Source organism: Actinomycetospora callitridis (assembly GCF_028737265.1).
Lineage (GTDB): Bacteria > Actinomycetota > Actinomycetes > Mycobacteriales > Pseudonocardiaceae > Actinomycetospora > Actinomycetospora callitridis.
In genome coordinates, this window is sequence record NZ_JAQZAK010000001.1 from 753,449 (window position 1) to 779,452 (window position 26,004).

The window sequence follows — 26,004 nt, forward strand, 5'->3', positions numbered from 1 at the left end:
GCCGTCGCCCGAAGCGGAGTGTGATCCGACAGGATGTCGGTGACCGAGGTGGACACCGGCGCGAATCCACGGGGTGACCCAGCGAGTGACCGAGCACGTGCCCGATCCGGACACCGTGATCCGCATGACCGGCGTGGGCGTGCGCCGCAGCGGCAACGACCTGCTCGCCGACCTCGACTGGACCGTCGAGCTCGACGAGCGCTGGGTGGTGCTGGGACCCAACGGGGCCGGCAAGACGACGCTCCTGCGGCTCGCCGCGGCCGAGATGCACCCGACGACGGGCCCCGTCGAGCTGCTCGGGGAGCGGCTCGGGCGTGTCGACGTCTTCGAGCTGCGTCCGCGCATCGGGCTCGCCTCGGCGAGCCTCTCGGGGCGGGTGCCGCCCGACGAGCTCGCCCACGACGTCGTGCGCAGCGCCGGCTACGGCGTCCTCGGCACCTGGCGCGAGCAGTACGACCCCGAGGACGACCGGCGCGCCGCCGGCCTGATGGACGCGATGGGCGTCATCGGGCTCGCGGACCGGCGCTACGGGACGCTGTCCACCGGCGAGCGCCAGCGCGTGCTGCTCGCCCGGGCGCTGATGACCGACCCCGAGCTCCTGCTGCTCGACGAGCCCGCCGCGGGTCTCGACCTCGGCGCCCGTGAGGACCTCGTGGAGCTGCTCACGGAGCTGGCCGCCGACCCGGCGGGTCCGGCGACGGTGATGGTCACCCACCACGTCGAGGAGATCCCGCCGGGCTACAGCCACGCGATGCTGCTGCGCGAGGGCCGGGTGGTCGCCCAGGGCCTGCTCGACGACGTGATGACGTCGGAGAACCTGTCGGCGACGTTCGGGCAGCCGCTCGAGCTCGCGAGCCGCCGCGGTCGCTTCACCGCGATCCGCAGATAGGGTCGCGGCCGGATTCATGCAGATCGAGGAGGCTCACCGGTGACGGAGTTCGTGCGGCTCGAGGTCGAGGGCGGGGTGGGCACCATCCGCCTGGACCGGCCCCCGATGAACGCGGTGAACCGGCAGCTGAACCTGGAGCTGGCCGAGATCTCGGCCGAGGCCGCGGGGCGCACGGACGTCCGCGCGGTCGTGGTCTACGGCGGGGAGAAGGTGCTGGCCGCCGGGGCGGACGTCAAGGAGATGGCCGCGCTCACCTACTCCGAGATGGCCGAGCGGGCCCACGAGCTGTCGAACGGGTTCGGCGCCGTCTCGACGATCCCCAAGCCGGTGGTCGCCGCGATCACCGGCTACGCGCTCGGCGGCGGCTTCGAGCTGGCGCTGTCGTGCGACCGCCGCATCGCGGGCGACAACGCCAAGGTCGGCCAGCCGGAGATCCTGCTCGGGATCATCCCCGGCGGCGGTGGGACGCAGCGACTCGCGCGGCTCATCGGCCCGTCGAAGGCCAAGGACGTGATCTTCACCGGCCGGATGTACAAGGCCGAGGAGGCGCTGGCGCTCGGGATGGTCGACGAGGTCGTCGCCCCCGACGAGGTCTACAGCCGGGCGCACGCGTGGGCGACCCAGTTCGTCAACGGCCCGACCCGCGCGATCGCCGCCGCCAAGGCCGCCATCGATCGTGGGCTCGACACCGACCTGCGCACCGGCCTGAACCTCGAGAGCGAGATGTTCGCGGCGCTGTTCGGCACCGAGGACCAGACGATCGGCATGCGGTCGTTCGCCGAGAACGGGCCCGGCAAGGCCCAGTTCCTGGGCCGATGAGCGTGTCCCACCCGTCGCAGGCCGAGGTCGACGCGGCCCGCGACGACCCCAAGCTCGCGAACGTCCTCTACCACGACTGGGAGTCGGTCTCGTACGACGAGAAGTGGTCGATCTCGTTCGACGAGCGCTGCACGACGTTCGCGGTGGACCGCTTCCGGGCGGTGAGCCCGGGAGCAGAGACCTACGACCACGCCCTCGAGCTGGGCTGTGGCACCGGGTTCTTCCTGCTCAACCTGATGCAGGGCGGGATCGCGCGCCGGGGCACGGTCACGGACCTCTCGCCGGGGATGGTCGAGGTGGCGACGCGCAACGCGTCTGCGCTGGGCCTGGATGTCGAGGGCCGCGTGGCCGACGCCGAGACGATCCCGGTGCCCGACGCGTCGGTCGACCTCGTCGTCGGGCACGCGGTGCTGCACCACATCCCCGACCTCGACACGGCGTTCCGCGAGATCCTGCGGGTGCTCAAGCCGGGCGGGCGGTTCGTCTTCGCGGGCGAGCCGACGCGGCTCGGCGACCTCTACGCCCGCAAGCTCGGCCAGGCGACGTGGTGGGCGACGACGCGGCTGGCGCCGTCGTCGTGGCTCAAGCCGCAGGCCGAGCTCGACGAGTCGTCGCGGGCGGCCGCGCTCGAGTCGGTGGTCGACCAGCACGTCTTCGACCCCGACCGCCTCGAGCGCTACGCCCACGCCGCGGGCGCGGTCGACGTCCGGGTGGTCACCGAGGAGCTCTCGGCGGCGGTGTTCGGCTGGCCGGTGCGCACGTTCGAGGCCGCGGTGCCGCCCGAGAAGCTGGGCATGGGGTGGGCGATGTTCGCCTACCGCACCTGGCAGCGGCTCTCGTGGGTCGACGAGCACGTGCTGTCGAAGGTCGTGCCCCGCTCGCTGTTCTACAACGCGCTGGTCACCGGGGTGCGGCCGCCCGATCCGGTGTCGCTCTGACGTACTCCTTCACCCTCGACGACGTCGCGTACCTCGCGTCGTCGGCGGGGCGAGAGGCCGTCCTCCGGGCGTCCGAGCTGGTGGGCGACGACCGTCTGCGGGCGGTGACGGTGCTGCGCGAGCGTCTCGGCGACCGGGCCGCACCCGTGCTCGAAACCGCGTTGCTGCAGGCGCGGGTCCGCGGGCGCGTCCCGGACGGCTGGCTGCTGACCGCGGACGCCGCCGAGCAGGCCACCGCGGCGCCGGTCGCCGCGCACCGGGCGTCGCGGCTCGCGGGTCGGGACGTGCACGACGTGACCTGCTCGGTGGGCGCGGAGCTCGACGCCCTGCGGCACACGGCCTCGCGGCTGGTGGGCTCCGACCTCGACCCGGTGCGCCTGGCGATGGCGCGCGTCAACGTGCCCAGCGTGCCCCTGGTGCGCGCCGACGCCCTCGCGCCCGTCACCCGGGACACGGTCCTCGTCGCCGACCCGGCGCGCCGCACGGCCTCCGGCCGCCGGACCTGGCGCCCCGCCGACTTCGTGCCGCCGCTGGATGAGCTCGTGGAGGCGGCCGGGACATGTCCGCGGCGTGGCGCCGCTGACGTCGAGCGTCCGTATCGCCACGCACACGACGTGGTGGTGTCGACGGCCCCGGGACTCGATCCCGCGCTCGTGCCCTGGGCGGCCGAGGTCGAGCTCGTGAGCCTCGACGGCCGGGTCCGCGAGGCGGCGCTGTGGTCCGCGGGGCTCGCGACGACCCGCCGGCGGGCGACCGTGCTGTCGAGCCGCGGCCCGGGCTGGGAGGTCACCGACGCCGAGGACGACGACTGCCCGGTGGGCCCGGCGGGCGAGTGGATCGTCGACCCCGACGGCGCCGTCGTCCGCGCCGGGCTGGTGCGCCAGTACGGCGCGCGCCACGGGTTGTGGCGGGTCGACGAGCACCTCGCCTACCTCACCGGCGACGCCCCGCCGCCGGGCATCCGGGCGTTCCGGGTGCTCGAGCACGGGCGCTACAGCGAGAAGACGCTGCGCACGACCCTGCGCCGGCGCGGCGTGGGCCGCGTCGAGATCCTCGTCCGCGGCCTCGACGTCGACCCGAACGCCCTGCGGCCCCGCCTCAAGCTCGCCGGTTCGCAGGAGGCGACCGTCGTCCTGGCCCGCCTCGAGACCGGGCCGGAGGCGTACGTGTGCGAGGCGGTGAGCGACCGGGTATCCGCGATCTCCGACCCACGATGAGGAGGCACCAGCCCATGGACGCCGAGAAGGCCCGCCGCGTGCTGAGTGAGGAGCGCGACCGGCTGCGTGAGATGGGCTCGTGGTCCCGCGAGCACGCACCCACCGTGGCCGTGCAGCAGGAGGGAGCGCTGGGGCAGCACCCGGGCGACTACGGCTCCGAGGTCGAGGAGTCCATGGAGCGCCAGGGTCTCGCCGACGAGAGCAGCCGCCAGATCGCCGACATCGACGCCGCCCTCGCGCGTCTCGACGACGGCACCTGGGGTCGGTGCCGTGTGTGTGGCGCGGACATCGACGACGAGCGTCTCGAGGCGCGCCCGCAGGCCGACACGTGCCGGGAGCACGCCGACGCCGCGTAACGTCGTGCCCGCGGCCCGGTCCTCGCGAGGGCCGGGCCGCGGGTGCGGTCAGACTTCAGAGGCCAGGGCTCAGAGCGACGTGTCGGGGACACCGCTCGCGGGGTCGACGTCGTCGTCGCGCAGACGCACCTCCGGGCCCTCGAGGCGCTCGCCGGGGTCGGCGCCCAGCGCCCGGTCGGCGTCCTCGGGATCGACGATCTCGTCCTCCTCGATGTCGTGCACCGCGGCCTCCTCGGCGGAGGCGGCACCGCCCGAGATGCCGACGTCGACGGCGGCGAGGGACCGGCCCGGTACCTGGTCGGGGTCGGGCTCCGCGGCGGTGAGACGCCCGGACCGACCCTGTCCGGCCTCGGACCCAATCTCGCCCTCGGCGAGCTCCGGTCCGGGCGCGGTGGCCGCGCCGCCGGTGTCGTCGGGGATCTCGCGCGCGAGGCGCTCGTCCACCGTCTCGCGCTCACGCTGCCCGGCGGGGGTGGTGTCCGGGTCGTCGAGGCCGAAGGGGCGGTTCGGCGAGACGTAGCCGGCGTCGAGGCCGTCGGTGCCGGGTCGGCCGTCCAGGGACTCGCCCGACTCCAGCTGGATGCTCGCGCCCAGGTCGGGCGACTCGGGGACGTCGTCACGGTGCTCGGGCTCGGTCATGGGTGTGGCTACCCGACCGCTCGCCCGGCCATGTCGTCACCGGTCAGGGTCGTTACCGGTCAGGGTCGTCACCGGCCAGGCGCCGGAACAGGGCGTCGCGGACCGCGTCGACGTCGGTGTCCTGGGGCAGTGCGATGTCGACGGTCCGGCCGCCGGGAGCCCGGCCCCGGCGGTCGGCGTGCACCGTCCCGCGTCCGGGCCCGAGCGAGGTGTCGACCTCGACCTCCAGCGGCACCGTCGCCAGCGTCCCGGGGACGATCGCCTCGAGCAGGGCGACCGCGTCGTGGATCGGGACGCGGTCCACGCCGAGTGCCTCACCGTGCGCGTAGACGTCACGGGTCGCGGCCAGGGCCTCGCCGACCGGCCCGGACGCGGCGAGGGCGTCGAGCCAGGCGCGGTCGACGGTCACCTCGTGGGTGAGGTCCAGGGGCACCAACGTCGTCGGCACCCGCTCCTCGACGAGCACGCGGCGCGCGGCCTCGGGATCGGACCAGACGTTGAACTCCGCGGCCGGGCTGACGTTGCCGCCGGCCCCGATCGAGCCGCCCATGACCACGAGCCGGCCGATCCGCTCGGCGAGGTCCGGGCGGGTCGCGAGCAGGAGGGCGACGTCGGTCAGCGGGCCGATCGCGGCGAGGACGACGGGCTCGGTGCTCGTCTCCAGCACCCGGGTGATCACCTCAAGCGCCCGTCCGGCCGGCTCGGGACCGAGCGGGCCGAAGCGCTCGGCGATCCCGCCCAGCCCGTCGTCGCCGTGGACGTCGGCGGCCCGCTGCGTGGTGGGGTGGATCAGCGGCCGGTCGGCGCCCACCCCGAGCGGCACGTCCCCGCGCCCGAGCATGCCGAGCAGGCGGCGCGCGTTGGTCGTCGTGGTCGGGAGGTCGACGTTGCCGAAGACGGCGGTGACGGCCCGGAGATCGGCCTCGGGGGCGCGCGCGGCGAGCGCGAGCGCGTAGGCGTCGTCGACGCCGGGGTCGGTGTCGACGATCAGCGGGGCCACGGGACGTCGATCTCCTCGAAGGTCGGCAGCGACGGTTGGGCGCCGGGACGTGTCGCGGTCAGCGCGCCCGCCCGGCAGGCCCGCGTCAGGGCGCTCTCGTCGTCGACGCCGGTGGCCAGCGCGATCGCGAGCGCAGCGGTGAACGCGTCGCCGGCGGCGGTGCCGTCGACGGCGTCGACCGGTGGCGAGGCGACGTGGGCGACGACCCGCCCGCGGCGGCGCAGCTCGGCCCCCGCGGCGCCGTGGGTGATCGCGACGGCGACGACGTCCTCGAGGTCGGCGTGCGCGGCGAGGGCGCCGTACTCGCCGGCGTTGACGCAGAGCAGGTCGAGCCCGGCGAGGACGTCGCCGGCGACCGCCCGGGCCGGCGCGGCGTTGAGGACCGTGAACCCGGACGCCGCCATCGCCGTCGCGACGGGCTCGTCGGGCACCTCGAGCACGGTGAGCACGACGTCGGCGTCGAGGGCGGCGGGGTCGACGGTCAGGGCCGCGTTGGCGCCGGGGTCGACGACGATCGTGGTCTCGCCGTCGTCGTCGACCTGGATCATCGCGGTGCCCGTGGGGGCGTCCCGGACCCGTCGGACGGACCTGAGGTCGACCCCACCGGTCCGCAGCAGGGTCAGTGCCTCACCCGCGAGGGGGTCGGTGCCGACGGCGGCGAACAGCCGCACGCGCGCGCCGAGCCGGGCCGCGGCGAGGGCCTGGTTGGCACCCTTCCCGCCGGGGACGCGGGTGACGTTGCGCGCGGTGAGGGTCTCCCCGGGCGCCGGCAGCTGCTCGACGCGGGCCACCAGGTCGAGGTTGACGCTGCCGACCACGGCGACGGTCGGGCCGGATCGGGGGGACGCCACGGCGCGATCGTAGGGTCACACCCGTGAGGTCGGACCCGCGCCAGCCGCGACTGCTCACCTGGGCGTCGCTGCGGTGGATCGTGCGCCACCGCGCGTGGTCGTGGTTCTACCTGGTGCGGTACTGGCGGATGATCAAGGTTCGGGTGCGCCAGCCGCACATCGTGATGCACGGGCTGGTGTTCCTGGGCAAGGGCGTGCGGCTCGAGGCCCGCGAGGGGTTCGGGCGGCTGGAGATCGGCCGGTTCGTGCACATCGGCGACAACACCCGCGTGCGCTGCCACGAGGGCTCGCTGCGCATCGGGGACAAGTCGGTGTTCGGCAACGAGAACACGATCAACTGCTACCTCGACATCGAGTTCGGCGAGGCCACGCTGCTCTCCGACTGGATCTACGTCTGCGACTTCGACCACCGCTACGCCGACGTGCACGTGCCGATCAAGGACCAGGGCATCGTCAAGTCGCCGGTGCGCATCGGGCCGGAGACGTGGATCGGGACCAAGGTGACCGTGCTGCGCGGGGCGCGGGTCGGGCGCGGCTGCGTGCTCGGCGCGCACGCCGTGGTGCGGGGCGACGTCCCCGACCACTCTGTCGCCGTGGGCGCGCCGGCCCGCGTGGTCCGCGACCGGATGGCCGACTACGAGGCCGCGGCCGCCGACCGCGCCGCGCTGGCGGACATCGCGCGCAAGACGGCCCTGGCGGCGGGGCAGGCGGTGGCCTCCCCGGACGGCGCACCGGGCACGTCGGCGGGCGAGCCGGCCGTACGTGAGTGATGTTCACGGCTATAGCCGTGAACATCGCTCACGGGGTGCCGAAGACGTTGCCCGTCGGGATCTTGGGGCGGCCCAGGACGCGCGGGGGACCGGGTCTCGTCGTGGCATGGATGGCCGCCGTCTCGGCGGCGATGGACGGCCAGGCGAAGTCGGTGTCGAGGCGGCGGCGGGCGGCGCCGGCACGCGCGCGGGCGGCCACGGGGTCGTCGAGGCAGCGGATCACCGCGGCCGCCAGCCCCGGCGCGTCGCTGGGCGCGAAGGACAGGCCCGTGACGCCGTCGACGACCACCTCGCCCAGCCCGCCCGCCCGGGATGCGACCAGCGGCGCGCCGGCCGCGGCGGCCTCCAGCGCGGTGATGCCGAACGGCTCGTAGCGGCTGGGCAGCACGGCCGCGTCGGCGCCGGCGAGGAGGTCGCGCAGCGTGGCGTCGTCGACGTGGCCGAGCAGCCGCACCGCCCGTCGCACCCGCGCGGCCCGCGCCCGTTCGGCGAGCCAGTCCGAGCACGAGCCGGTGCCCGCGACGAGCAGCTGCGTGCCGGGGTGGGCGCGGCGGATCGCGGGGAGGGCGGCGACGAGGTCGTGCACGCCCTTCTCCCACTCGAGGCGCCCGACGTAGACGAGGCGCGGCGGGCCGTCGCGCTCCGGCGCCGCGCGGCCCGCCCACCCCGAGGGGTCGATGCCGTTGTGCACGACGGCGACGTCGTCCGGGTCGAGGTCGAAGAGCCCGGAGACCTCGGCGCGCATGGCCTGCGAGCAGGTGACGACGGTGTCGGCGCGGCGGGCGAGCCACCACTCCACGGAGTGCACCTGCTGGTTGAGCGGCTGCGAGAGCCAGCCGCCGTGCCGGCCCGCCTCGGTGGCGTGGATCGTCGCGACCAGCGGCGCGCCGGTGAGGTCCGCGAGCGCGATCGCCGCGTGGGCGACGAGCCAGTCGTGGGCGTGGACGACGTCGGGCGTCCAGTCCCGCAGCAGGCCGGCCGACGCGCGCAGCATCGCGTGGCCCAGCCCGAGGGTCCAGGCGACGAGGTCGCGGACGAACTCCAGGTGCGGCGGGTCCTCGGCCACGCGCAGGACGCGCACGCCGTCGACGCGCTCGATCGCCGTCGGGTGCGTCTCGGCGTCGGTGCCGGCGGGGTGGCGGGAGACGACGACCACGTCGTGCCCCGCGTCGCCCAGGGCCGTCGCCAGCGCGTGGACGTGGCGCCCGAGACCGCCGACCACCACCGGCGGGAACTCCCAGGAGAGCATCAGCACGCGCACGGGCGACCCCGCTCATGATCGTGGGGGCTTTGCTGACGTTGAACGTCAGCGTGGTCCCCAGGCTGGTGGATCAGGCGAGCGACCCTACTCCGGAGTAGGTAGGGGCGGCGCGGCGGTCGTCCGCGGGGCGGCGGCGCAGGGCCCGGGCGTCGAGGCGCCCGAAGACGTCGTCCTGGGCGGCGAACCCGGCGGCACGGGACGCCGCGAGGTCGTGCCGGCCGGCGGGGAGCAGGTCGGTCAGCTCGCGGACGCGGTCGCGGTGCTGCGCGGCGCGACGGCGGGCGTAGTGCGCCGCGGAGTCCTTGGTGACCATGAACGCCCAGTCGCTCGAGAGCGCCAGCGCGGCCTGGGTCGCGAGGGTGTCGAGGGTGGCGTCGCGGCCCGCGGACGGCGGGGCGCCGTCGACGGCGGCGAGCAGGCGGCGCGCCACGTCCTCGTTGTCGGCCACGAGGTCGCGCACCGCGAGCCCGTCCCACACCCGCCAGTCCTTGCCCGACCCCCAGGACGACGCGGGCAGCACCACCGGCTCCTCGACGTGGCCGGCCTCGACCGCGCCGCGCAGGGTCGTCACGCGGACCCCGGCCGCCGGCAGCGCGGCGAGCACCGCCTCGAGCCACGCGGGACCCTCGTGCCACCAGTGCCCGAACAGCTCGGTGTCGAACGCGCTGACGACCAGGCCCGGCCGCCCCCGCTGCGCCCGCAACGCCTCGAGCCGCGCCCGGACCACGCCCACGAAGTCCTGCGCGTCGCGCGCCACGGCCGCGGCGGCGCGGGTGGGGTCGTAGGGCTTCTTGTCCCCGGTCGCGACCCGCCGGCCGGTGACCCGCGCGGACTTGAGGCCGGTGTCGTGGTCGTAGGTGTGGAAGTCGCGGTAGTCGGGGCCGCCCGGGTAGCCCGCGCGCGGCGACCACACCCGGTAGGTGACCTCGAGGTCGCGCGCGAAGGCCACGACGTCGGTGCCGTCGACGGGGTGCGCGGCCGCGGTGTCGCCGCGCAGCGCCGGGCCGTCGACGAGGAAGCGTTCGACGCCCGCCGCCGCGTAGTCGTGCTCGAGCCCGGGGGTGTAGCCGCACTCGGGCGCCCAGATCCCCGCCGGCCGACGACCCAGGCGCACGTCAGCGTCGCGCAGGCCCGCGTCGAGCAGGAACCGCCGCACGCGCCCCGGCAGCAGCGGGGCGAACGGGTGCGTGGCGGGCCCGCCGAGCAGCTCGACGACCCCGGCGTCGGCGAGGCGCCCCAGCACGGGCGAGGCGCCGTGGCGCCAGTCGCGCTCGAAGACCTCGAGCGCGTGGGCGGCGGCGCGGTGCTCGCGGGTCGACAGCGCGGGATCCCGCGCCTCGTGCGCGCGCAACTGCCAGTCCGCGAGCCAGGTGTGCATCGATCGCAGCGCCGCGGGGTGGTCGAGCTGGGCGGCGAGCACCGGCGTCACGCCGAGGGTGAGCACGTCACGCTGCCCGCGGACGGCCAGGCGCTCGAGGGTCTCGACGACGGGCAGGTAGGCGTGCGCCCACGCCTGGTAGAGCCAGTCCTCGCCCACCGGCCAGGCGCCGTGGCGCAGCAGCCAGGGCAGGTGGGAGTGCAGGACCAGGCAGAACGTGCCGACCGGTTCCCTCGACACGTCCGTCCCTCCCGCCGTCCGACCCCCTCGGTGCGACCCCGACGGCAGAGTTTCCCACCACCCCGGACGGCGGAGCGGCGGCCGGGGCCATCACGGGAGCGGGCGCGCCTCGTTGGGCCGTGAGCGTCACCCCCGAACCCGGAAGGGACCCCATGCGGAGCACGTCTCGGATCGTCGCCGGAGCACTCGCCACCGTCTCGGCGGGCGGTGCCCTCCTCGGGCTCGCCGGCACGGCCGTCGCCTCGCCCGTCCCGGGCGTCCCGGTGACCACCGCCGAGCAGTGCACGGGCGGCGGCGGGAGGCTGACCGGGGGCGGCCTGACCTGCACCGGCGGCGGCGACACGGGCGACGTGGTGGTCGGCGAGGCCGCGGCGGGCGCGATGCGTCAGGCGCTGCCCGAGGAGGTCGTCAACCCGGCCCTCACGGCCGTCGGACGGCGCTGACCAGGAGGTCCAGCGAGGCGTCGACGTCGTCGGCGCGCAGCTCGAAGTCCCCGGCCGACACCGAGGCCACGTCGGCGGCGAACTGGTCGGGCCACGGTGCCCCGGAGAGCGCGAGCGCGACCTGCGCGTCGATGAGTGAGCCACCGTGGCGCGCGTCGAGCGCGCGCAGCGCCGGGCCGTGGTGCAGGCCGGTCAGCGACTCCACGGCCAGGCCGGCGTCGGCGACGAGCCCGGCGAGCTCGGGCCCGGTCAGCTCGCGGGTGTGGAACGGGTTGAGCGGACGGTCCTCGGGCCCGGCGCCGGGCGAGAAGGTCAGCCGATTCGGGGTCGCGCAGAACAGCCGCCCGCCGGGACGCAGGACGCGCGCGCACTCGGCGAGGAAGCCCGGCTGGTCCCACAGGTGCTCGATCACCTGCAGCGTCACGAGCGCGTCGACCGTCCCGTCGGCCACCGGCAGGGCCTGCAGGTCGGCCCGCGTCACGCCCACGGCCGGGTAGCGCGCGGCGACGTGGGCGGCGACGGCCGCGTCCAGCTCGACACCGACCACCCGGCGGGCCGACGAGGCCAGCAGTGCTGCGCCGTACCCCTCGCCGACCCCGGCGTCGAGCACGACCGCCCCCGCGCACGCGGACGCCAGCGCCAGGTAGACGGCCTCGTGGCGCCGGAACCAGTAGTTCTCGACGTCCAGCCCGGGCACCGTGCGTTCGCCGGTGAGAGGGAGGCTCACGCCGGCCATCCTGGCAGTCGCGGGCGCACCCCGTGCCGCTCCCCGTCGAGGCCCGGGTGGGTGTGTGAGGGTCGATCGGGTACGCCGTCGCGAGTCCCCACGAGGAAGGTGCAGACCATGGCCGCCGAGACGCCGCCGATCACCCAGCAACTGGTCCGGTGGGGGTGGGGTGTCGGCCTGGTGCTCACCGGGACCGGGCACCTCACGGTCGTCCGCGAGGAGTTCCGGTCGCAGGTGCCGCCCTGGGTACCGATCGACGCCGACGACGTCGTGCTGCTCAGTGGGGCGGCGGAGATCGCGCTCGGTCTCGGGCTGCTCGTCCTGCCGAAGGAGCGCCGCCGGATGGCGGCGCTGACGGCCGCGTTCCTCGTCGCCGTGTTCCCCGGCAACATCGCGCAGTACCGCCACCGCGTCGACGGTCTCGGGCTCGACACCGACGGCAAGCGTCTCGGGCGCCTGTTCCTCCAGCCCGTGCTGTGCGCGACCGCGCTGCACGCCGGCGGCCTGCTCCCCGGTGCGCGGCGCCGCTGAGCCCAGCAGGCCTCGGCGACAGGGTGAGCACCCACCGGCGAACGCCACAGAAGGTGACCGAAGGTCACTGTCGACATCGCTGCGTCACTCCGGCGAGGTCCCCTCGTTGAGTGGTGGTCGTCACCGCACGGGCCGGACCGGGCTCGCTCGGGAGCGACGGGGGGACGTCGCCGGGAGAAGGCGGTCGGGGCGTCCCGCTCCCCAGATCCAGCCTCCCGAGGAGTCCTGATGTTGAAGAAGATGGGTGTCGTCACCGTCGGTGTCGCGGCCGGTCTCATGGTGGCCGCCCCGTTCGCGTCGGCCACCGAGTGCCACGACGACTCCGAGCACCACTCGAGCCACGAGAGCAGCAGCGACAGCGACTGCAACGTCACCGGCGGCAGCGCCACCGCCGACGGCGGCATCGACGGCGACTCGGCGCTCGGCAACGTCCTCACGCAGGCGCCCGTCGGCGGCGCCAACCTCGGCAACGTCGTCTGCAACCGGATCCTCAACGACAACCTCAGCGGCAACGACATCGCCATCAGCGTGCTCTGAGGAGCGCTCCCGAGGTCCACGACCGGGCCCGGCCCCACCGATCGGGGGGCCGGGCCCGTTGCGTTCCGCGACCGGTGCTGACCCGGAGCTGGCCCGCGTCTACAACACCCCGTGAACGTCCGACTACGCGATGTGGGAGGGCTGACATGGTCGTCGCCGCATCCGTCTGGTTAGGTTAGGGTTTCCTAACGATCTTGTGTCGACGTCGGGGAGAACGATGAATCGCGAACCGGGATCGCCCGGGGATGTCGTCGACGTCCTCGGGGTGGGGTTCGGGCCCTCGAACCTCGCGCTGGCCCTGGCGGTGCAGGAGCACAACGAACGCACGCCCGACTCCTCGCGGATCCGCGCCTCGTTCGTCGAGCAGCAGGCCGCCTTCGGCTGGCACCGCGGGATGCTCCTCGACGGGGCCACCATGCAGGTGTCGTTCCTCAAGGACCTCGTGACGATGCGGGACCCGACGAGCCCGCGGTCGTACCTCAACTACCTGCAGGGCCAGGGCCGGCTGGCCGACTTCATCAACAACAAGTCGCTGTTCCCCTCGCGGGTCGAGTTCCACGACTACCTCGAGTGGTGCGCCGCCGACGTCCGCCACCTCGTCTCGTACGGGACGCGGGCGGTCGCGGTGCACCCCGTGACCGGGCCCGACGGCGAGATCGACCAGATCGACGTCGTCCTGCGCGACGCCCAGGGAGACGGCGCCGGCTCCCGCGTCGTGCGCACCCGCAACCTCGTGCTCGCCACCGGCCTGGTGCCGTGGCTGCCCGAGGGCGTCCAGCGCGGCAGGAGGATCTGGCACAACAGCGAGCTGCTCTCCCGCCTGGGCGAGCTCCCGCCCGTCGGTCCGCGCCGCCGCCGCTACGTCGTCATCGGCGCCGGGCAGAGCGCGGCGGAGACGACGGCGCACCTGCACGACCGCGAGGACGCGGCCGAGGTGCACTCCGTGTTCTCCCGCTACGGCTACAGCCCGGCCGACGACACGTCGTTCGCCAACCGCATCTTCGATCCCGAGGCGGTCGACCACTTCTTCGCGGCCTCCGGCGAGGTCAAGCAGATGCTGCTCGACTACCACGCCAACACGAACTACTCGGTGGTCGACCCGGAGCTGATCGCCGAGCTCTACCGGCGCGCCTACCAGGAGCAGGTCCGCGGGCCGCGGCGCCTGCACGTGCACGGGGCGTCGCGGGTGTCGAGCGTGCGCTCCCCGGACCCGGACGTCGACGGCGACGGGCCCGGAGCGGGTGCCGACGGCCCCGACATCGAGGTCGACGTCGAGGTCCTGACCACCGGCCACCACCACACGATCACCGCCGACGTCGTCGTCTACGCCACCGGCTACCGGCCGATCGACCCCAGCGGGCTGCTCGGCGACGTCGGCGCCTGGTGCCGGCGGGCCGACGACGGCGAGCTGCTGGTCGACCGCGACTACCGGCTGCACACCGTCGAGCCGCTCACGGCCGGCGTCTACCTGCAGGGACCCACCGAGCACACCCACGGCATCAGCTCCACGCTGCTCTCGACCACGGCCGTGCGGGCGGGCGAGATCCTCGACTCGGTGCTCGGGCACCGGCGTCCCGAGCCCGACCTGCCGGTCGCCCACGAGAGCGGCGAGCCCGCGACCGTCGGGCAGCGGTGGGGCGACCCGGGGGTGGTGACGTCGTGACGGCCCTCGTGACGGGAGCCGCCGGCGGCATCGGGCTCGCTGTCTGCCGGCGCCTCGCCGACGCCGGCGCACCGGTCGCGCTGCTCGACCGCGACGCCGAGGCCGTCGAGGCGGCCGCCGCGACCGTGCGCGAGCACGGCGGCACCGCGGTCGCGGTGCCCGCCGACGTCACCGACGCGGCTGCCGTCGAGAAGGCGGTGGACGCCGCCGAGGAGGCGCTGGGGCCGCTGGACACGCTGGTCAACGTCGCCGGCGTCCTGCACGTCGGCCGGGTCACCGAGCTCGACGACGCCGACTGGCGGCACTGCCTCGATGTCAACGCCACCGGCGTCATGCACGCCTGCCGCGCCGTCGGCGCGCGGCTCGCCGACCGCGGACGCGGCTCCGTCGTCACCGTCGCGTCCAACGCCGCCGGCGTCCCGCGCACGGGGATGGCCGCGTACGCCGCGTCGAAGGCGGCCGCGGTGGCCCTCACGCGCGTCCTGGGCCTCGAGCTCGCCGGGCAGGGCGTGCGCGCCAACGTCGTGTGCCCGGGCTCCACCGACACCGGGATGCTCGAGGCGATGGGCGACCTGCCCGCCGACCACGCCGCCCTCGTCCGCGGTTCGGCCGAGACGTTCAAGCTCGGCATCCCCCTCGGGCGGATCGCCGACCCGCAGGACGTGGCCGAGGTCGTCGCGTTCCTCGCCTCCGACGCCGCCCGTCACGTCACCTTCCAGACCGTCTACGTCGACGGCGGGGCCTCCCTCGGGCCCTGAGCCGACCTCTCCGCCACCGCTGCCGTCCCCGCACGCCCGACCACAGCCCTCGGCCCGCATCGTGAGAGGACCCCGATGACCAGCACCCCGACCAGCGCCGGTCCGGAGCTCGAGCCCGTGGGGGACGACGTGTCGGTCGACGTCCCGCCCGGCCCCGGTTCCGGTCCGGGGGCCTTCCTCTTCTCCACCCGCGAGGTGACGCTGCGGACCACGGGGGTGCGGACCCGCGTCCCGGACGCCTCGCCGGGCTCCGTGGGTGCGATGGCCGCGGCGACGCTCGCGGCCGAGCGGGCGGCCGGCAACCCCGATCCACTGGTGGTGGGGGCGGTCGGGTTCGCGCCCGGCGAGGCCCGCCTCGTGGTCCCGGGGCACGTCCACCGCACGCCGACCATCGCGCGTCAGGAGAGCGACGCCCCGCCCGCGCCGCCGCTGAACGCGCCGCCCTCGGCGCCCGCGTCGGTGGGCACCCGGTGGGATTTCCGCGCCGAGCCGCCGCCGCCGCGCTACGCGGCCGCGGTGCGCCGCGCGCTGGAGATGATCGCCGAGGGTGACCTGGAGAAGGTCGTGCTCGCCCGCGCGGCGACGCTCACCGCGCCCGCGCCCCTCGACCTGGCCGTGATCCTCGAGCGCCTCGCCGCCCGCAACCCCAGGGGCTACGTGTTCGCCGCGGACGTCACCGACCCGGCAGATGGCCCCGTTCCCCGGACCCTCGTCGGCAACAGCCCGGAGCTGCTCGCGGCCCGGCGCGGCGACCTCGTCGTGTCCCACCCGCTCGCCGGGACGGCCCCGCGATGCCCCGACCCCGACGAGGACGCCCGCCGCGGCGAGGAGCTCGCGTCGTCGGCCAAGAACCTGCGCGAGCACGCGCTCGTCGTCGACCGGGTCGCCGAGCGGCTCGCGCCCTACTGCACGTCGCTGGAGGTCCCGGCCGCCCCGAGCGTCACCCGGACCGCCTCCCTGTGGCACCTCGGCACCCGCATCGAGGGCACGCTGCGCGACCCCGCGCCGACCTCGTTGCAGCTCGCCGAGGCGCTGCACCCCACGCCCGCCGTGTGCGGGGAGCCGACCGACGCCGCCCGTGCGGCCATCGAGGAGCTCGAGGAGTTCCCCCGCGGCTTCTACTCCGGCCTCGTCGGCTGGTGCGACGCCGACGGCGACGGCGAGTGGGCGGTCACGATCCGCTGCGCCGAGGTCGCCGGGCGCGCGGTGCGCGTCTACGCGGGGGCCGGGGTCGTCGAGGGCTCCCGCCCCGAGGCGGAGCTGGCGGAGACCAGCGCCAAGTTCCGCACGCTGCTCTCGGCGCTCGGGCTGGAGGCGACGCCGTGACGACCACCGCCCGCCCCGTGGAGGAGGGCGTCGTCCCGTACCCGCCGGAGGTCGCCGAGCGCTACCGGGCCGCGGGCTACTGGACCGGCCAGACCTTCGCCGGCCTGCTCGACGCCGCCGTCGCCGTGCACGGCCCGCGCACGGCCGTCGTCGGCACCGGCCCCTCGGGACCGCAGCGCTGGACCTACGACGAGCTCGACGCCCGCGCCCGCGGACTGGCCGCCGGGCTGGGCGAGCTCGGTGTGGCCCCGGGCGACCGCGTCGTCGTGTGGCTGCCGAACGTGCCCGAGTACCTCGAGGTCGTCTTCGCGCTGTTCCGCCTGGGCGCCCTGCCGGTGTTCGCGCTGCCCGCGCACCGCGCCAGCGAGATCCGCTACTTCGCCGAGCACGCGGAGGCGACCGCGATCGTGACCGTCGGCCGGCACGACCGCTTCGACCACGCCGCGGCGGCGCTCGAGGTCGCCGCGGCCGTCGACTCCGTGCGCCACGTGGTGATCGCCGCGCCGTCCGCCGGTGAGGTGCCGTCCGGCGTCGTCACCCTCGGCTCGCTGCGCCGCACCCCGCCCGGCGCCCTGCCAGGCGACGACGCCGACCCGTCGTCGATCGCGTTCCTGCAGCTCTCGGGCGGGACCACGGGCCTGCCCAAGCTGATCCCGCGCACCCACGACGACTACCTGTACAGCGTCCGGGCCAGCGCGGAGATCTGCGGGCTGACGCCGGACACGGTGTACCTCGCGGCCCTGCCCGCCTCGCACAACTTCACGATGAGCTCGCCGGGCCTGCTCGGCGTGGTCCACGCCGGCGGCACCTCGGTGCTCGCGCCCTCGCCGGACGCCGACACGTGCTTCGGGCTGATCGAGGCCGAGGGCGTCACGCTGGCCGCGGTCGTGCCGCCGCTGGCGGCGGCGTGGGTGCAGGCCGCCTCGTCGACCGCGCGGGACCTCTCGAGCCTGCAGGAGCTGCAGGTCGGCGGGGCCAAGTGCGCCGCGGAGCTCGCACGGAAGATCGGGCCCGTGCTGGGGGCGCGCCTGCAGCAGGTCTTCGGGATGGCCGAGGGGCTGGTCAACTACACCCGCGCCGACGACCCGGACGACGTCGTCGTCGAGACCCAGGGCCGCCCCATCTCCCCGGACGACGAGATCCGCGTGGTCGTGCCGGACGACCCCGAGGAGCGCGACGTCGCCCCGGGCGAGGTGGGCGCGCTGCTGACCCGCGGGCCGTACACGATCCGCGGCTACTACCGCGCGGCGGAGCACAACGCGACGGCCTTCACCGCCGACGGCTTCTACCGCACCGGCGACCTGGTCCGGCTCGATCCGGGCGGCAACATCATCGTCTCGGGGCGGGTGAAGGAGCAGATCAACCGCGGCGGCGAGAAGATCGCGGCCGAGGAGGTGGAGAACCACCTGCTCGCCCACCCCGACGTCGTCGACGCCGCCGTCGTCGGCGTGCCGGACGACTTCCTCGGCGAGCGCACCCGCGCCTACGTCATCCCGGTGCCCGACCGGGAGCCCCCGCGCCCCGCGGTGCTGCGCCGCTTCGTGCGCGACCGCGGCGTCGCCGCCTACAAGGTGCCCGACACCGTCGAGGTGGTCGGCGCCTTCCCCGCGACCGGCGTGGGCAAGACCAGCCGCGGGGCGCTGCGGGCCGCGCTGGCCGACCACGCGCGCCGCCCGACACCCGGAGCCCCCGACCCCGACGAGGAGAGCCCGTCGTGAGCCTGCCGACCATCACGCCCTACGCCCTGCCGCAGGCCCACGAGCTGCCGGCGAGCCGCCCGGACTGGTCGCCCGACCCCGCGCGGGCGGTCCTGCTCGTGCACGACATGCAGCGCTACTTCGTGGCCCCGTTCTCGCGCACCGAGGAGCCGGTGAGCCGCTGCGTCGAGAACATCGCCGCGCTCGCGGCCCGCGCCCGGGTCCTCGGCGTCCCCGTCGTCTACACCGCGCAGCCCGGCGAGCAGCCCCCCGCGGAGCGCGGCCTGCTCGACGACTTCTGGGGCCGCGGCCCGGCCGCCGCCTACGCCGAGGACCCCGGCGTGGTGGCGATCCTCGACGAGCTCGCGCCCGAGCCCGGCGACGAGGTGCTGACCAAGTGGCGCTACAGCGCCTTCCAGCGCAGCAACCTCGCCGAGCTGCTCGCCGACGCGGGCCGCGACCAGCTGCTGATCACGGGCATCTACGCCCACATCGGCTGCATGGTGACCGCCGTCGAGGCGTTCATGCGCGACGTGCAGCCGTTCCTGGTGGCCGACGCGACGGCCGACTTCTCCCGCGCCCACCACGAGCAGGCGATCACCTGGACCGCGCAGCGGTGCGGCGTCGTCACCTCGACCGACCGCGCGCTCGACGCGCTGGGGCGCGGGCCCGACGCCGTGGCGGCGACGGGGGCCGAGCGGGAGGCGCCGGCGTGACGCTGCCGGACGCCGACACCACCGGCGCCCGGCGCACCGCACCCGCGCCCCCCGCCGCCGCCCGGCGGACCAGCACCCGCGCGGGCGGACTGGTCCTCGCGACCGTCCTGCTGCTCGCGGCCCTGGTGGCGAGCCTCGTCGTCGGCAGCCGCGGCGTCCCGCCCGCCGCCGTGCTCGAGGCGCTCCTGCACGGGCCCGCCTCGCCCACCGACACCGACGCCGTCATCGTCCTCGAGCAGCGGCTGCCGCGGACCCTGCTCGGGCTGGCCGTGGGCATCGCCCTGGGCGCGGCCGGCGCGCTCATGCAGGCGCTCACCCGCAACCCGCTGGCCGACCCGGGCGTGCTGGGCATCAACTGGGGCGCCTCGGCGGCGATCGTCGGCGGCATCGTGCTGTTCGGCATCACCACGCTCGACGGCTACGTCTGGTTCTCGCTCGCCGGCGCGGCCGCCGTCGCGGTCCTGGTCTACCTGCTCGGGGCGACGGGACGCAGCGGCGCCACCCCGGTGCGCCTCGCGCTCGCCGGGACCGCGGTCGGCGCCTCGCTGCAGGGCGTCATCTACGCGGTGGCCCTGGTGGACCCCACGACGTTCGACCAGTTCCGGGTGTGGCGCGTCGGGTCCCTCACCGGCCGGGACCCCGGCGCGCTGCTGCAGGTGCTGCCGTTCCTCGCCGTCGGCGCGCTGCTCGCCCTGGGGCTCTCGCGCGCGCTCAACGCGCTGGCGCTGGGCGAGACGACGGCTCGCGCGCTCGGCGTCCCCGTCACGCGCGTCCGGGCGATGACCGGGGTCGGGATCGTGCTGCTCTGCGGCGGCGCGACCGCGGCCTGCGGGCCGATCGCGTTCGTCGGGCTCGCGGTGCCGCACCTCGCGCGCGGGATCACCGGCCCCGACCAGCGCTGGGTCGTGCCCTGGTCGATGGTGCTCGGCGGGCTCCTCGTGGTGGGCGCCGACGTGGTGGGCCGCGTGGTCGTGATCCCGGCCGAGCTCGAGGTCGGCGTGGTGACCGCGTTCGTCGGCGCGCCCGTCTTCCTCGCGATCGCCCGCCGGCGGCGGGTGGTGGAGCTGTGACGGCCACCCCGTACCGCGTCCCCGTGCTCCGGGCCGGCGGTCTGTCCGTCCGGGTCCGGCCCCGCGCCGTCGCCGCCACCCTCGGCCTGCTCGTCGCCGCCGTGGTCCTCGGCGCGCTGGCGATGACGCTGGGGGACTACCAGCTCTCGGTCGGCCAGGTGGTCGGCGCGCTCACCGGCACCGGCTCGCGCGCCCAGCAGTACGTGGTGCTGGACCTGCGCGCGCCCCGGGTGGTGCTCGCGCTCGTCGTGGGCGCGGCGCTCGGGGTGGCCGGGGCGCTCTTCCAGTCGCTGGCGCGCAACGACCTCGCGAGCCCGGACCTGCTCGGCTTCACCACCGGCGCGGCGTCGGGGGCCCTCATCGCGATCCTGCTGGTGGGCGGCGGCTCCGCGGGCACCACCGCGGGCGCGCTCATCGGCACCGTCGTCACGATGCTGGCGGTCCAGGCGCTGCTGGGCGGGGCCACCGGCGGCTACCGCCTCGTGCTCGTCGGGATCGGCGTCAACGCGGTGCTCGCCGCGCTCAACAACGTCCTCATCCTGCGCGCCGATCTGCCGGCCGCGGTCGCTGCGCAGAGCTGGCTCGTGGGCACCCTCAACGGGCGCGGCTGGACCGAGGTGCTCGCCACCGCGATCGCGCTGGCCGTCCTCGTGCCCGTCGCGGTCGGCGTGAGCGGGCGCCTGGACCTCCTCGGGATGGGCGACCTGCTCGCCCGGGGGGTGGGCGTGACGGTCGGGCGCACGCGGGTGGTGACGTTGCTGGCCGGCGTCGCGCTCGTCGGGGTGGCGACGGCCGCCGTCGGTCCCGTCGCGTTCGTGGCGCTGGCGGCCCCGCAGCTCGCCCGCAGGCTCGCCGGCACCACGGGCCCCACCGTGATCGCGGCCGGGCTGATGGGCGGCGTCCTGCTGCTCGCCGGCAACGTGCTCGGCCAGCGGCTCGTCGCGCCGCTGCAGTTCCCGGCGGGGGCGATGACCGCGGCGATCGGCGGGCTCTACCTCGTGTGGCTGCTCGCCCGCGAGTGGAGGGCGGGCCGGTGACCGCGTGCGCTTCGTCGCGTCCGGGCACCTTGTCCTTCATAGGTAAGCCTTGCCAAACTCACAGCGACCGGGGGGCATCGACAGGCGAGGAGCCGGTGGTGACCGCTGCGCGCGATCTGGCCCTGACGGGTGCCCAGGAGGGCATCTGGTTCGCCCACCACCTCGATCCGATCCACACGACCGGCGAGCGGATCGACATCACCGGCCCGCTCGCGGGAGACGTGCTCGCCACCGCCATCCACGACGCGGTCGAGGAGACCGAGGCGCTGCACGTGCGCTTCGTCGTGCGCGACGGGGCGCCCCGCCAGGTGCCGCTGCCGCCGGCGGAGCGCCCGGCGTGGACGGTGGCGCGGGTCGACCTGCGCGACGAGGCCGATCCGGAGGCCGCCGCGGTGGCGTGGATGGACCGCGCCCTGGCCGAGCCCGCCGACCTGGACGGCGGCCCGCTCTTCGCGCAGGCCGTCCTGCGCCTGGACGAGGCCCACCACGTGTGGTTCCACCGCTACCACCAGGTGGTGATGGACGCGTACGGCTTCTCCCTCATCGCCCGCCGCGTCGCGACGCTCTACACGGCGCGCCTCGCGGCCGACGCCGCACCGCCGTCGCGGGCCGGCACGCTGGCCGAGCTGGTGGCCGCCGACGCCGAGGCGCGCCGGAGCACCGCGGACGAGGACCGGGCGTTCTGGGCGGAGCGCTTCCCCCGGGCGCCCGCGACCGCGACGCTCGCCGGCCGCACGCGGCGCGTGTCGGGGACCTTCCTGCGCCGCAGCAGCACCCTGCCCGCCGGGGTCGTCGCGGACATGGAGATCGCCGCCCGCGCCAGGTCGGGGCACTGGCCCGAGCTGGTACTCGCCGCCGTCGCTCTGTACCTCTACCGGCGCTCCGACGCGCCCGACATCGTGCTCGGGGTCCCGATGATGGGACGGCTGGGCCGGACCGGTCAGCCCGCGGCCCGCACGCCGGGGATGCTGGTCAACATCGTGCCGCTGCGCCTGCACCCGGGCCCGGCGACGACGGTGGGCGAGCTCCTCGCCGACGTCGTCACCGAGCTCGCCGCCGTCCGCGCGCACCAGCACCACCGCTTCGAGGACCTGCGCCGCGACCTGCGGCTGGACGCCCCTCAGGGATCGGGCGGGGCGGGGCCGGACGGTGCGGGTCCCCGCGGCGAGGCCGCGCTGGTGGGTCCGTGGGTCGACGTCCTGCCCACCGAGTCCCTGCGCTTCGGCGCCCGGACGACGGGCACCGGCCGCCCGGTCTCCGGCGGCCCGGTGCACGACCTCGCCGTCCACGTGCAGCGCCGCCCCGACGGCAGCCTCTCGCTCGACGTCGACGCCAACCCGGCGACGTACGCCGCCGCCGCCGTCGAGGCCCACCGCGACGGCCTCGACGCCCTCCTGCGCACGCTCGTCGAGACCCCGGCCGACCGCCTGCTCGCGGACGTGCCCCTGCTCGACGGTCCCGTGGAGATCGACGACGGGACCGGGCTGCCGGCGGCTCCGCCCGTCAGGACGCCGGCCCGGCGCGGGGCCGACCCTGCGGTGCAGGAGGCCCTCGGCGCGATCGTCGCCGAGGTGCTCGGCCTCGACGCGGTGGGCCCGGACGACGACTTCTTCGCCCTCGGCGGCCAGTCGCTCCTGGCCCTGAGCCTCCTCGCCCGCGTCTCCGAGGAGCTCGGGGTGACCCTCACCGTCCGAGATGTCTTCGAGGCGCCGACCGTCGCCGCCCTGGCGGCGCGTCTCCCCGCCGCCGTGCCCACCCCCTGAGAACGCCCCGACCCCGAGGAGTGCCCCTGATGGCGACCGCCACGCCGACCCGACCGACGCGCCGCCCGACGGTCCCCCCGGCCGTCCGCAGCGCACTGTCGCGCCGCGGCTTCCTGGCCGGCACCGGCGGCGCGGCCGCCACGCTCGTGCTCGCCGCGTGCGGCGGCGGGGACGCGGGCGGAGCGGGCGGCGCGACGCGCACCGTCACCGGCGCGTCGGGACCCGTGGAGATCCCCGCGAACCCGCAGCGGATCGTGTGCACCGACTTCTACACGACCTACGCCCTGCTCGACGTCGGCGTGACGCCCGCCGGCACCGCGCAGGCCACGGTCGGCGGGGTGCTGCCGGAGTACCAGCAGGCCTACGACGCCATCCCCAAGGTCGGGACGCCCACCGCGCTGAACTTCGAGGCGATCGCGGCGCAGTCGCCCGATCTCATCCTCGGCACCCTGGTGCCGTCGCTGCCCGCGGACCTCGGCGACCAGCTGTCGGGCATCGGGCCGACGCTCCTGCTCCCGGCCGCGGCGAACCCGGGCAGCTGGGGCGAGCGGGCGCTCCGGACCGCCGACGCGGTGAACCGCCTCCCGCAGGGCGAGCAGCTGAAGGCGAGCTACGACCAGCACGCGACGCGGATCCGCGAGCAGTACGCCGCCACCCTGGGACGCACGCGGTGGGCCCTGGTGCGGGGCTCGTCCGGTGGCGGGTTCTTCAGCGACTACCCGACGTCCTGGAGCGGCGTGGTGCTCGCCGACGCGGGCTTCCGGTTCGGGCAGTTCGCGGAGGGGAGGACGGGCGCCGGGGGCCGCCTGTCCTACGAGCAGGCGCCGGCCCAGCTCGAGGACTGCGACGTCGTGCTGCACCTCGCGGACACCCGGGGCGGTGTCGACGCCAACACCCAGACCCTGCTCGCCCAGCCCGCGTTCCAGCAGGTCCGCGCCGTGCGCGAGGGGCGGCTCTTCCCGCTGCCGAACTACTACTGCAGCCACTACAAGCAGGGCGAGGCCGTGCAGAGCTACCTCGAGACGATCGTGCCGCGGGTCTGAGGGAGCACCCGCGGCACGGCGATCGTCAGCGCGAGCGGGTCAGCGGTGGCCGCCGCCGCCGTGGCCGCCCTTGCCGCGGAACTTGTTGAGCATCCCCTGAGCCTTCTCGCGGTTCTTGGGGTCCGACGCGTAGCGCTTCGCCTGGTCGGTGTACTTGCGGCCCTGCGGGCTGCGCAGGAACTCCTGGACCTTCGAGAACAGACCGGGCACGACGACTCCCTGGGGGTGTCGGGGCGGTCCTGTCCGCCCCGGCGTGGGCTCAGGATATCCCCATTTCGGGCGCCCTAAGGTTACTCGTCAGTAGGCTCCTACACCCTACTCACCGGTAACATGAGAGGGATACGCCACGCTGCTCTCCGCGCGCCGGCGTGGGAGAGTCGGGACAGAACGCAAGTTACCGACAAGTAAGCTACCCGTCGGTAGCCACACGTCCGCGGGACGGATGCGAGCACAGGAGGTCGCAGGAGGCCCATGAACATCGTCGTGCTGATCAAGCAGGTGCCCGACACCTGGTCGGAGCGCACCCTCTCCGACTCCGACAAGACCCTCGACCGTGCGTCGTCCGACGCCGTGCTCGACGAGATCAACGAGCGCGCCGTCGAGGAGGCTCTCAAGATCAAGGAGGCCGGCGACGCCGAGGTCACGGTCCTCACCGTGGGCCCCGACCGCGCCACCGACGCCATCCGCAAGGCCCTCTCGATGGGCGCGGACAAGGCCGTGCACGTCAACGACGAGGCCATCCACGGCTCGGACGCGGTGACCACCGCCAAGGTGCTGGCCAAGGCCGTCGGCACGGTCGGCGACGTCGACCTCGTGCTGGCCGGCAACGAGGCCACCGACGGCCGCAGCGGCGCGATGGCCGGGATGCTCGGCGAGATCCTGGGCTGGCCGTCGCTGACCCACGCGAACTCCCTGACCGTCGAGAACGGCACCGCGAGCGTGAAGCGCGAGACCGACGAGGGCACCTGCGACGTCACCGCGTCGCTGCCTGCCGTCGTCAGCGTCGGCGAGAAGATCAACGAGCCGCGCTACCCCTCCTTCAAGGGGATCATGGCCGCGAAGAAGAAGCCGGTGAGCGCGCTCGGCATCTCCGACCTCGGGCTCGAGGCCGGCGAGGTCGGCCTGGCCGGCTCGCTGGTGCAGGTCGACTCGTTCGCCCCGCGCCCGCCGAAGTCCGGTGGCCAGAAGGTCGAGGACGAGGGCGACGGCGGCCAGAAGATCGCCGAGTTCCTCGTGGGCCAGAAGCTCATCTGATCCGCCCCACCGACACCGCAGAGGAGAACCATGGCTGAGGTCCTGGTCCTCGTCGACCACGTCGACGGGGAGATCAAGAAGAACACGTACGAGATGCTCACGGCGGCCCGCCGCCTGGGCGAGCCCGCGGCCGTCGTCGTCGGCACCCCCGGCACCGCGGCCAAGCTGGCCGAGGGCCTCGCGGCGCACGGCGCCGAGAAGGTCTACGTCGCCGAGTCCGACGACGCGGTGAACTACCTGTCGACCCCGCAGGTCGACGCCCTGGCGGCGCTGGTCGAGCGGGTCTCCCCGCCGGCCGTGCTCATCGCCGCCGGCGCCGACGGCCGCGAGGTCGCCGGGCGTCTGGCCGTCCGCACCAACTCCGGCTGGCTCAACGACCTCGTCGAGGTCGACGGCCAGCGCGAGGGCACCCACTCGATCTTCGGTGGCGCCTTCACCGTGCAGTCGCGCGCGACCACCGACACCGCGGTGATCTCGTGGCGCTCGGGCTCGATCGAGATCGAGGAGAACGCCGGGGCGGGCACGCAGGAGAACGTCGAGGTCCCGGCGATCGACGAGGCGAAGTCGGCCAAGGTGTCGAACCGCGCGCCGATCGTCGGCGGCGACCGCCCCGAGCTCACCGAGGCGAACGTCGTCGTGGCCGGCGGCCGCGGCGTCGGCTCGGCGGACAACTTCAACGTGGTCGAGACCCTCGCGGACTCGCTGCACGCCGCGGTCGGCGCCTCGCGCGCCGCCGTCGACTCCGGCTACTACCCCAACCAGTTCCAGGTGGGGCAGACCGGCAAGACGGTCTCGCCGCAGCTCTACATCGCACTCGGCATCTCCGGCGCGATCCAGCACCGCGCCGGCATGCAGACCTCGAAGACGATCGTCGCGGTCAACAAGGACCCCGAGGCCCCGATCTTCGAGATCGCCGACTTCGGCGTCGTGGGCGACCTCTTCTCGATCAGCCCGCAGCTGACCGAGGAGGTCGGCAAGCGCAGCTCCTAGGCGCGCGGCGTTTCGTGTCCGAAGGGCACCTCCGCTCGATCTCTCCGAGCGGAGGTGCCCTTCGCTCGTTCCTGACTCGTCACGGGGCGAG

General features: G+C 75.2%; 27 protein-coding genes. 20 read left to right on the top strand and 7 right to left on the bottom strand.

All coding sequences use genetic code 11. The features are described from left to right. Nucleotides 1-124: 124 nt before the first annotated feature. From PH191_RS03620 to PH191_RS03640, 5 genes are read left to right on the top strand one after another with little or no spacing between them, the layout of a single operon-like run. A complete protein-coding gene (locus PH191_RS03620) occupies nt 125-889 on the top strand; it encodes an ABC transporter ATP-binding protein (protein ID WP_274193249.1) in 765 nt (254 codons plus the stop codon). A gap of 39 nt (nt 890-928) precedes the next feature. Then, complete coding sequence (locus PH191_RS03625) at nt 929-1,708, top strand: enoyl-CoA hydratase/isomerase family protein (protein ID WP_274193250.1); 780 nt, start codon at nt 929-931, stop codon at nt 1,706-1,708. Beyond that, the gene (locus PH191_RS03630; RefSeq protein WP_274193251.1) at nt 1,705-2,646 is read left to right on the top strand and encodes a class I SAM-dependent methyltransferase; all 942 of its coding nucleotides are present in this window, start codon (nt 1,705-1,707) and stop codon (nt 2,644-2,646) included. The genes PH191_RS03625 and PH191_RS03630 overlap by 4 nt, the downstream gene beginning before the upstream one ends. Continuing rightward, nucleotides 2,643-3,863 carry a THUMP-like domain-containing protein gene (locus PH191_RS03635; protein WP_274193673.1) on the top strand — a complete coding sequence of 407 codons (1,221 nt, stop codon included), beginning with the start codon at nt 2,643-2,645 and terminating at the stop codon, nt 3,861-3,863. The genes PH191_RS03630 and PH191_RS03635 overlap by 4 nt, the downstream gene beginning before the upstream one ends. Nucleotides 3,864-3,877: 14 nt before the next feature. Next, on the top strand, nt 3,878-4,219 hold the full coding sequence (locus tag PH191_RS03640) for a TraR/DksA family transcriptional regulator (protein WP_274193252.1): 342 nt from the start codon (nt 3,878-3,880) through the stop codon (nt 4,217-4,219). 69 nt (nt 4,220-4,288) lie between these two features. Here PH191_RS03640 and PH191_RS03645 read toward each other — a convergent pair whose 3' ends face one another. From PH191_RS03645 to PH191_RS03655, 3 genes are read right to left on the bottom strand one after another with little or no spacing between them, the layout of a single operon-like run. Beyond that, nucleotides 4,289-4,858 carry a DUF5709 domain-containing protein gene (locus tag PH191_RS03645; RefSeq protein ID WP_274193253.1) on the bottom strand — a complete coding sequence of 190 codons (570 nt, stop codon included), beginning with the start codon at nt 4,856-4,858 and terminating at the stop codon, nt 4,289-4,291. A gap of 52 nt (nt 4,859-4,910) precedes the next feature. Then, nucleotides 4,911-5,858 carry a nucleoside hydrolase gene (locus tag PH191_RS03650; RefSeq protein WP_274193254.1) on the bottom strand — a complete coding sequence of 316 codons (948 nt, stop codon included), beginning with the start codon at nt 5,856-5,858 and terminating at the stop codon, nt 4,911-4,913. Continuing rightward, a complete protein-coding gene (locus PH191_RS03655; protein ID WP_274193255.1) occupies nt 5,846-6,709 on the bottom strand; it encodes a ribokinase in 864 nt (287 codons plus the stop codon). The genes PH191_RS03650 and PH191_RS03655 overlap by 13 nt, the downstream gene beginning before the upstream one ends. Nucleotides 6,710-6,732: 23 nt before the next feature. On the opposite strand from PH191_RS03655, the gene PH191_RS03660 reads away from it, so the two are divergent. Beyond that, nucleotides 6,733-7,479, top strand: coding sequence for an acyltransferase (locus PH191_RS03660; RefSeq protein WP_274193256.1), 747 nt, complete (start codon nt 6,733-6,735; stop codon nt 7,477-7,479). A gap of 28 nt (nt 7,480-7,507) precedes the next feature. Here PH191_RS03660 and PH191_RS03665 read toward each other — a convergent pair whose 3' ends face one another. After that, nucleotides 7,508-8,740, bottom strand: coding sequence for a glycosyltransferase family 4 protein (locus tag PH191_RS03665; RefSeq protein WP_274193257.1), 1,233 nt, complete (start codon nt 8,738-8,740; stop codon nt 7,508-7,510). 70 nt (nt 8,741-8,810) lie between these two features. After that, complete coding sequence (locus tag PH191_RS03670) at nt 8,811-10,358, bottom strand: 1,4-alpha-glucan branching protein domain-containing protein (protein WP_274193258.1); 1,548 nt, start codon at nt 10,356-10,358, stop codon at nt 8,811-8,813. A gap of 152 nt (nt 10,359-10,510) precedes the next feature. Here PH191_RS03670 and PH191_RS03675 point away from each other — a divergent pair, with 152 nt between their 5' ends. After that, a complete protein-coding gene (locus tag PH191_RS03675; protein ID WP_274193259.1) occupies nt 10,511-10,801 on the top strand; it encodes a hypothetical protein in 291 nt (96 codons plus the stop codon). On the opposite strand, the gene PH191_RS03680 is transcribed toward PH191_RS03675, so the two are convergent. Continuing rightward, nucleotides 10,779-11,537 carry a class I SAM-dependent methyltransferase gene (locus tag PH191_RS03680; RefSeq protein ID WP_274193260.1) on the bottom strand — a complete coding sequence of 253 codons (759 nt, stop codon included), beginning with the start codon at nt 11,535-11,537 and terminating at the stop codon, nt 10,779-10,781. The genes PH191_RS03675 and PH191_RS03680 overlap by 23 nt on opposite strands. 108 nt (nt 11,538-11,645) lie before the next feature. On the opposite strand from PH191_RS03680, the gene PH191_RS03685 reads away from it, so the two are divergent. The 11 genes from PH191_RS03685 to PH191_RS03735 all read left to right on the top strand — a co-directional run bounded on the left by PH191_RS03685 (nt 11,646) and on the right by PH191_RS03735 (nt 23,669). Then, entirely contained in the window at nt 11,646-12,059 is a 414-nt protein-coding gene (locus PH191_RS03685) for a DoxX family protein (RefSeq protein ID WP_274193261.1), read from the top strand. A gap of 228 nt (nt 12,060-12,287) precedes the next feature. Next, a complete protein-coding gene (locus tag PH191_RS03690; protein ID WP_274193262.1) occupies nt 12,288-12,596 on the top strand; it encodes a hypothetical protein in 309 nt (102 codons plus the stop codon). Nucleotides 12,597-12,813: 217 nt separating this feature from the next. After that, nucleotides 12,814-14,259, top strand: a complete 1,446-nt coding sequence (locus PH191_RS03695; protein ID WP_274193263.1) for a lysine N(6)-hydroxylase/L-ornithine N(5)-oxygenase family protein — start codon at nt 12,814-12,816, stop codon at nt 14,257-14,259. After that, nucleotides 14,256-15,017, top strand: coding sequence for an SDR family oxidoreductase (locus tag PH191_RS03700; protein ID WP_274193264.1), 762 nt, complete (start codon nt 14,256-14,258; stop codon nt 15,015-15,017). Before PH191_RS03695 ends, PH191_RS03700 begins: the two co-directional genes overlap by 4 nt. Nucleotides 15,018-15,092: 75 nt before the next feature. Beyond that, on the top strand, nt 15,093-16,343 hold the full coding sequence (locus PH191_RS03705) for an isochorismate synthase (protein ID WP_274193265.1): 1,251 nt from the start codon (nt 15,093-15,095) through the stop codon (nt 16,341-16,343). Further along, complete coding sequence (locus PH191_RS03710) at nt 16,340-18,061, top strand: (2,3-dihydroxybenzoyl)adenylate synthase (protein WP_274193266.1); 1,722 nt, start codon at nt 16,340-16,342, stop codon at nt 18,059-18,061. Before PH191_RS03705 ends, PH191_RS03710 begins: the two co-directional genes overlap by 4 nt. Next, nucleotides 18,058-18,756 carry an isochorismatase family protein gene (locus PH191_RS03715; protein WP_274193267.1) on the top strand — a complete coding sequence of 233 codons (699 nt, stop codon included), beginning with the start codon at nt 18,058-18,060 and terminating at the stop codon, nt 18,754-18,756. The genes PH191_RS03710 and PH191_RS03715 overlap by 4 nt, the downstream gene beginning before the upstream one ends. Further along, nucleotides 18,753-19,826 (top strand): FecCD family ABC transporter permease, encoded by a 1,074-nt coding sequence (locus PH191_RS03720; protein ID WP_420791740.1) that lies wholly within the window; start codon nt 18,753-18,755, stop codon nt 19,824-19,826. Before PH191_RS03715 ends, PH191_RS03720 begins: the two co-directional genes overlap by 4 nt. Beyond that, nucleotides 19,823-20,863 carry a FecCD family ABC transporter permease gene (locus tag PH191_RS03725; RefSeq protein WP_274193268.1) on the top strand — a complete coding sequence of 347 codons (1,041 nt, stop codon included), beginning with the start codon at nt 19,823-19,825 and terminating at the stop codon, nt 20,861-20,863. Before PH191_RS03720 ends, PH191_RS03725 begins: the two co-directional genes overlap by 4 nt. Nucleotides 20,864-20,961: 98 nt before the next feature. Beyond that, entirely contained in the window at nt 20,962-22,626 is a 1,665-nt protein-coding gene (locus PH191_RS03730) for a condensation domain-containing protein (RefSeq protein ID WP_274193269.1), read from the top strand. Between the two features lie 29 nt (nt 22,627-22,655). Continuing rightward, nucleotides 22,656-23,669 carry an ABC transporter substrate-binding protein gene (locus PH191_RS03735; protein ID WP_274193270.1) on the top strand — a complete coding sequence of 338 codons (1,014 nt, stop codon included), beginning with the start codon at nt 22,656-22,658 and terminating at the stop codon, nt 23,667-23,669. A gap of 39 nt (nt 23,670-23,708) precedes the next feature. Here the strand turns inward: PH191_RS03735 and PH191_RS03740 are convergent, their stop codons facing one another. After that, nucleotides 23,709-23,879 (bottom strand): hypothetical protein, encoded by a 171-nt coding sequence (locus PH191_RS03740; protein ID WP_274193271.1) that lies wholly within the window; start codon nt 23,877-23,879, stop codon nt 23,709-23,711. A gap of 261 nt (nt 23,880-24,140) precedes the next feature. Here PH191_RS03740 and PH191_RS03745 point away from each other — a divergent pair, with 261 nt between their 5' ends. After that, the gene (locus PH191_RS03745; protein ID WP_274193272.1) at nt 24,141-24,923 is read left to right on the top strand and encodes an electron transfer flavoprotein subunit beta/FixA family protein; all 783 of its coding nucleotides are present in this window, start codon (nt 24,141-24,143) and stop codon (nt 24,921-24,923) included. Nucleotides 24,924-24,953: 30 nt separating this feature from the next. Further along, nucleotides 24,954-25,913 carry an electron transfer flavoprotein subunit alpha/FixB family protein gene (locus PH191_RS03750; protein WP_274193273.1) on the top strand — a complete coding sequence of 320 codons (960 nt, stop codon included), beginning with the start codon at nt 24,954-24,956 and terminating at the stop codon, nt 25,911-25,913. The last annotated feature ends 91 nt before the right edge of the window (nt 25,914-26,004 follow it).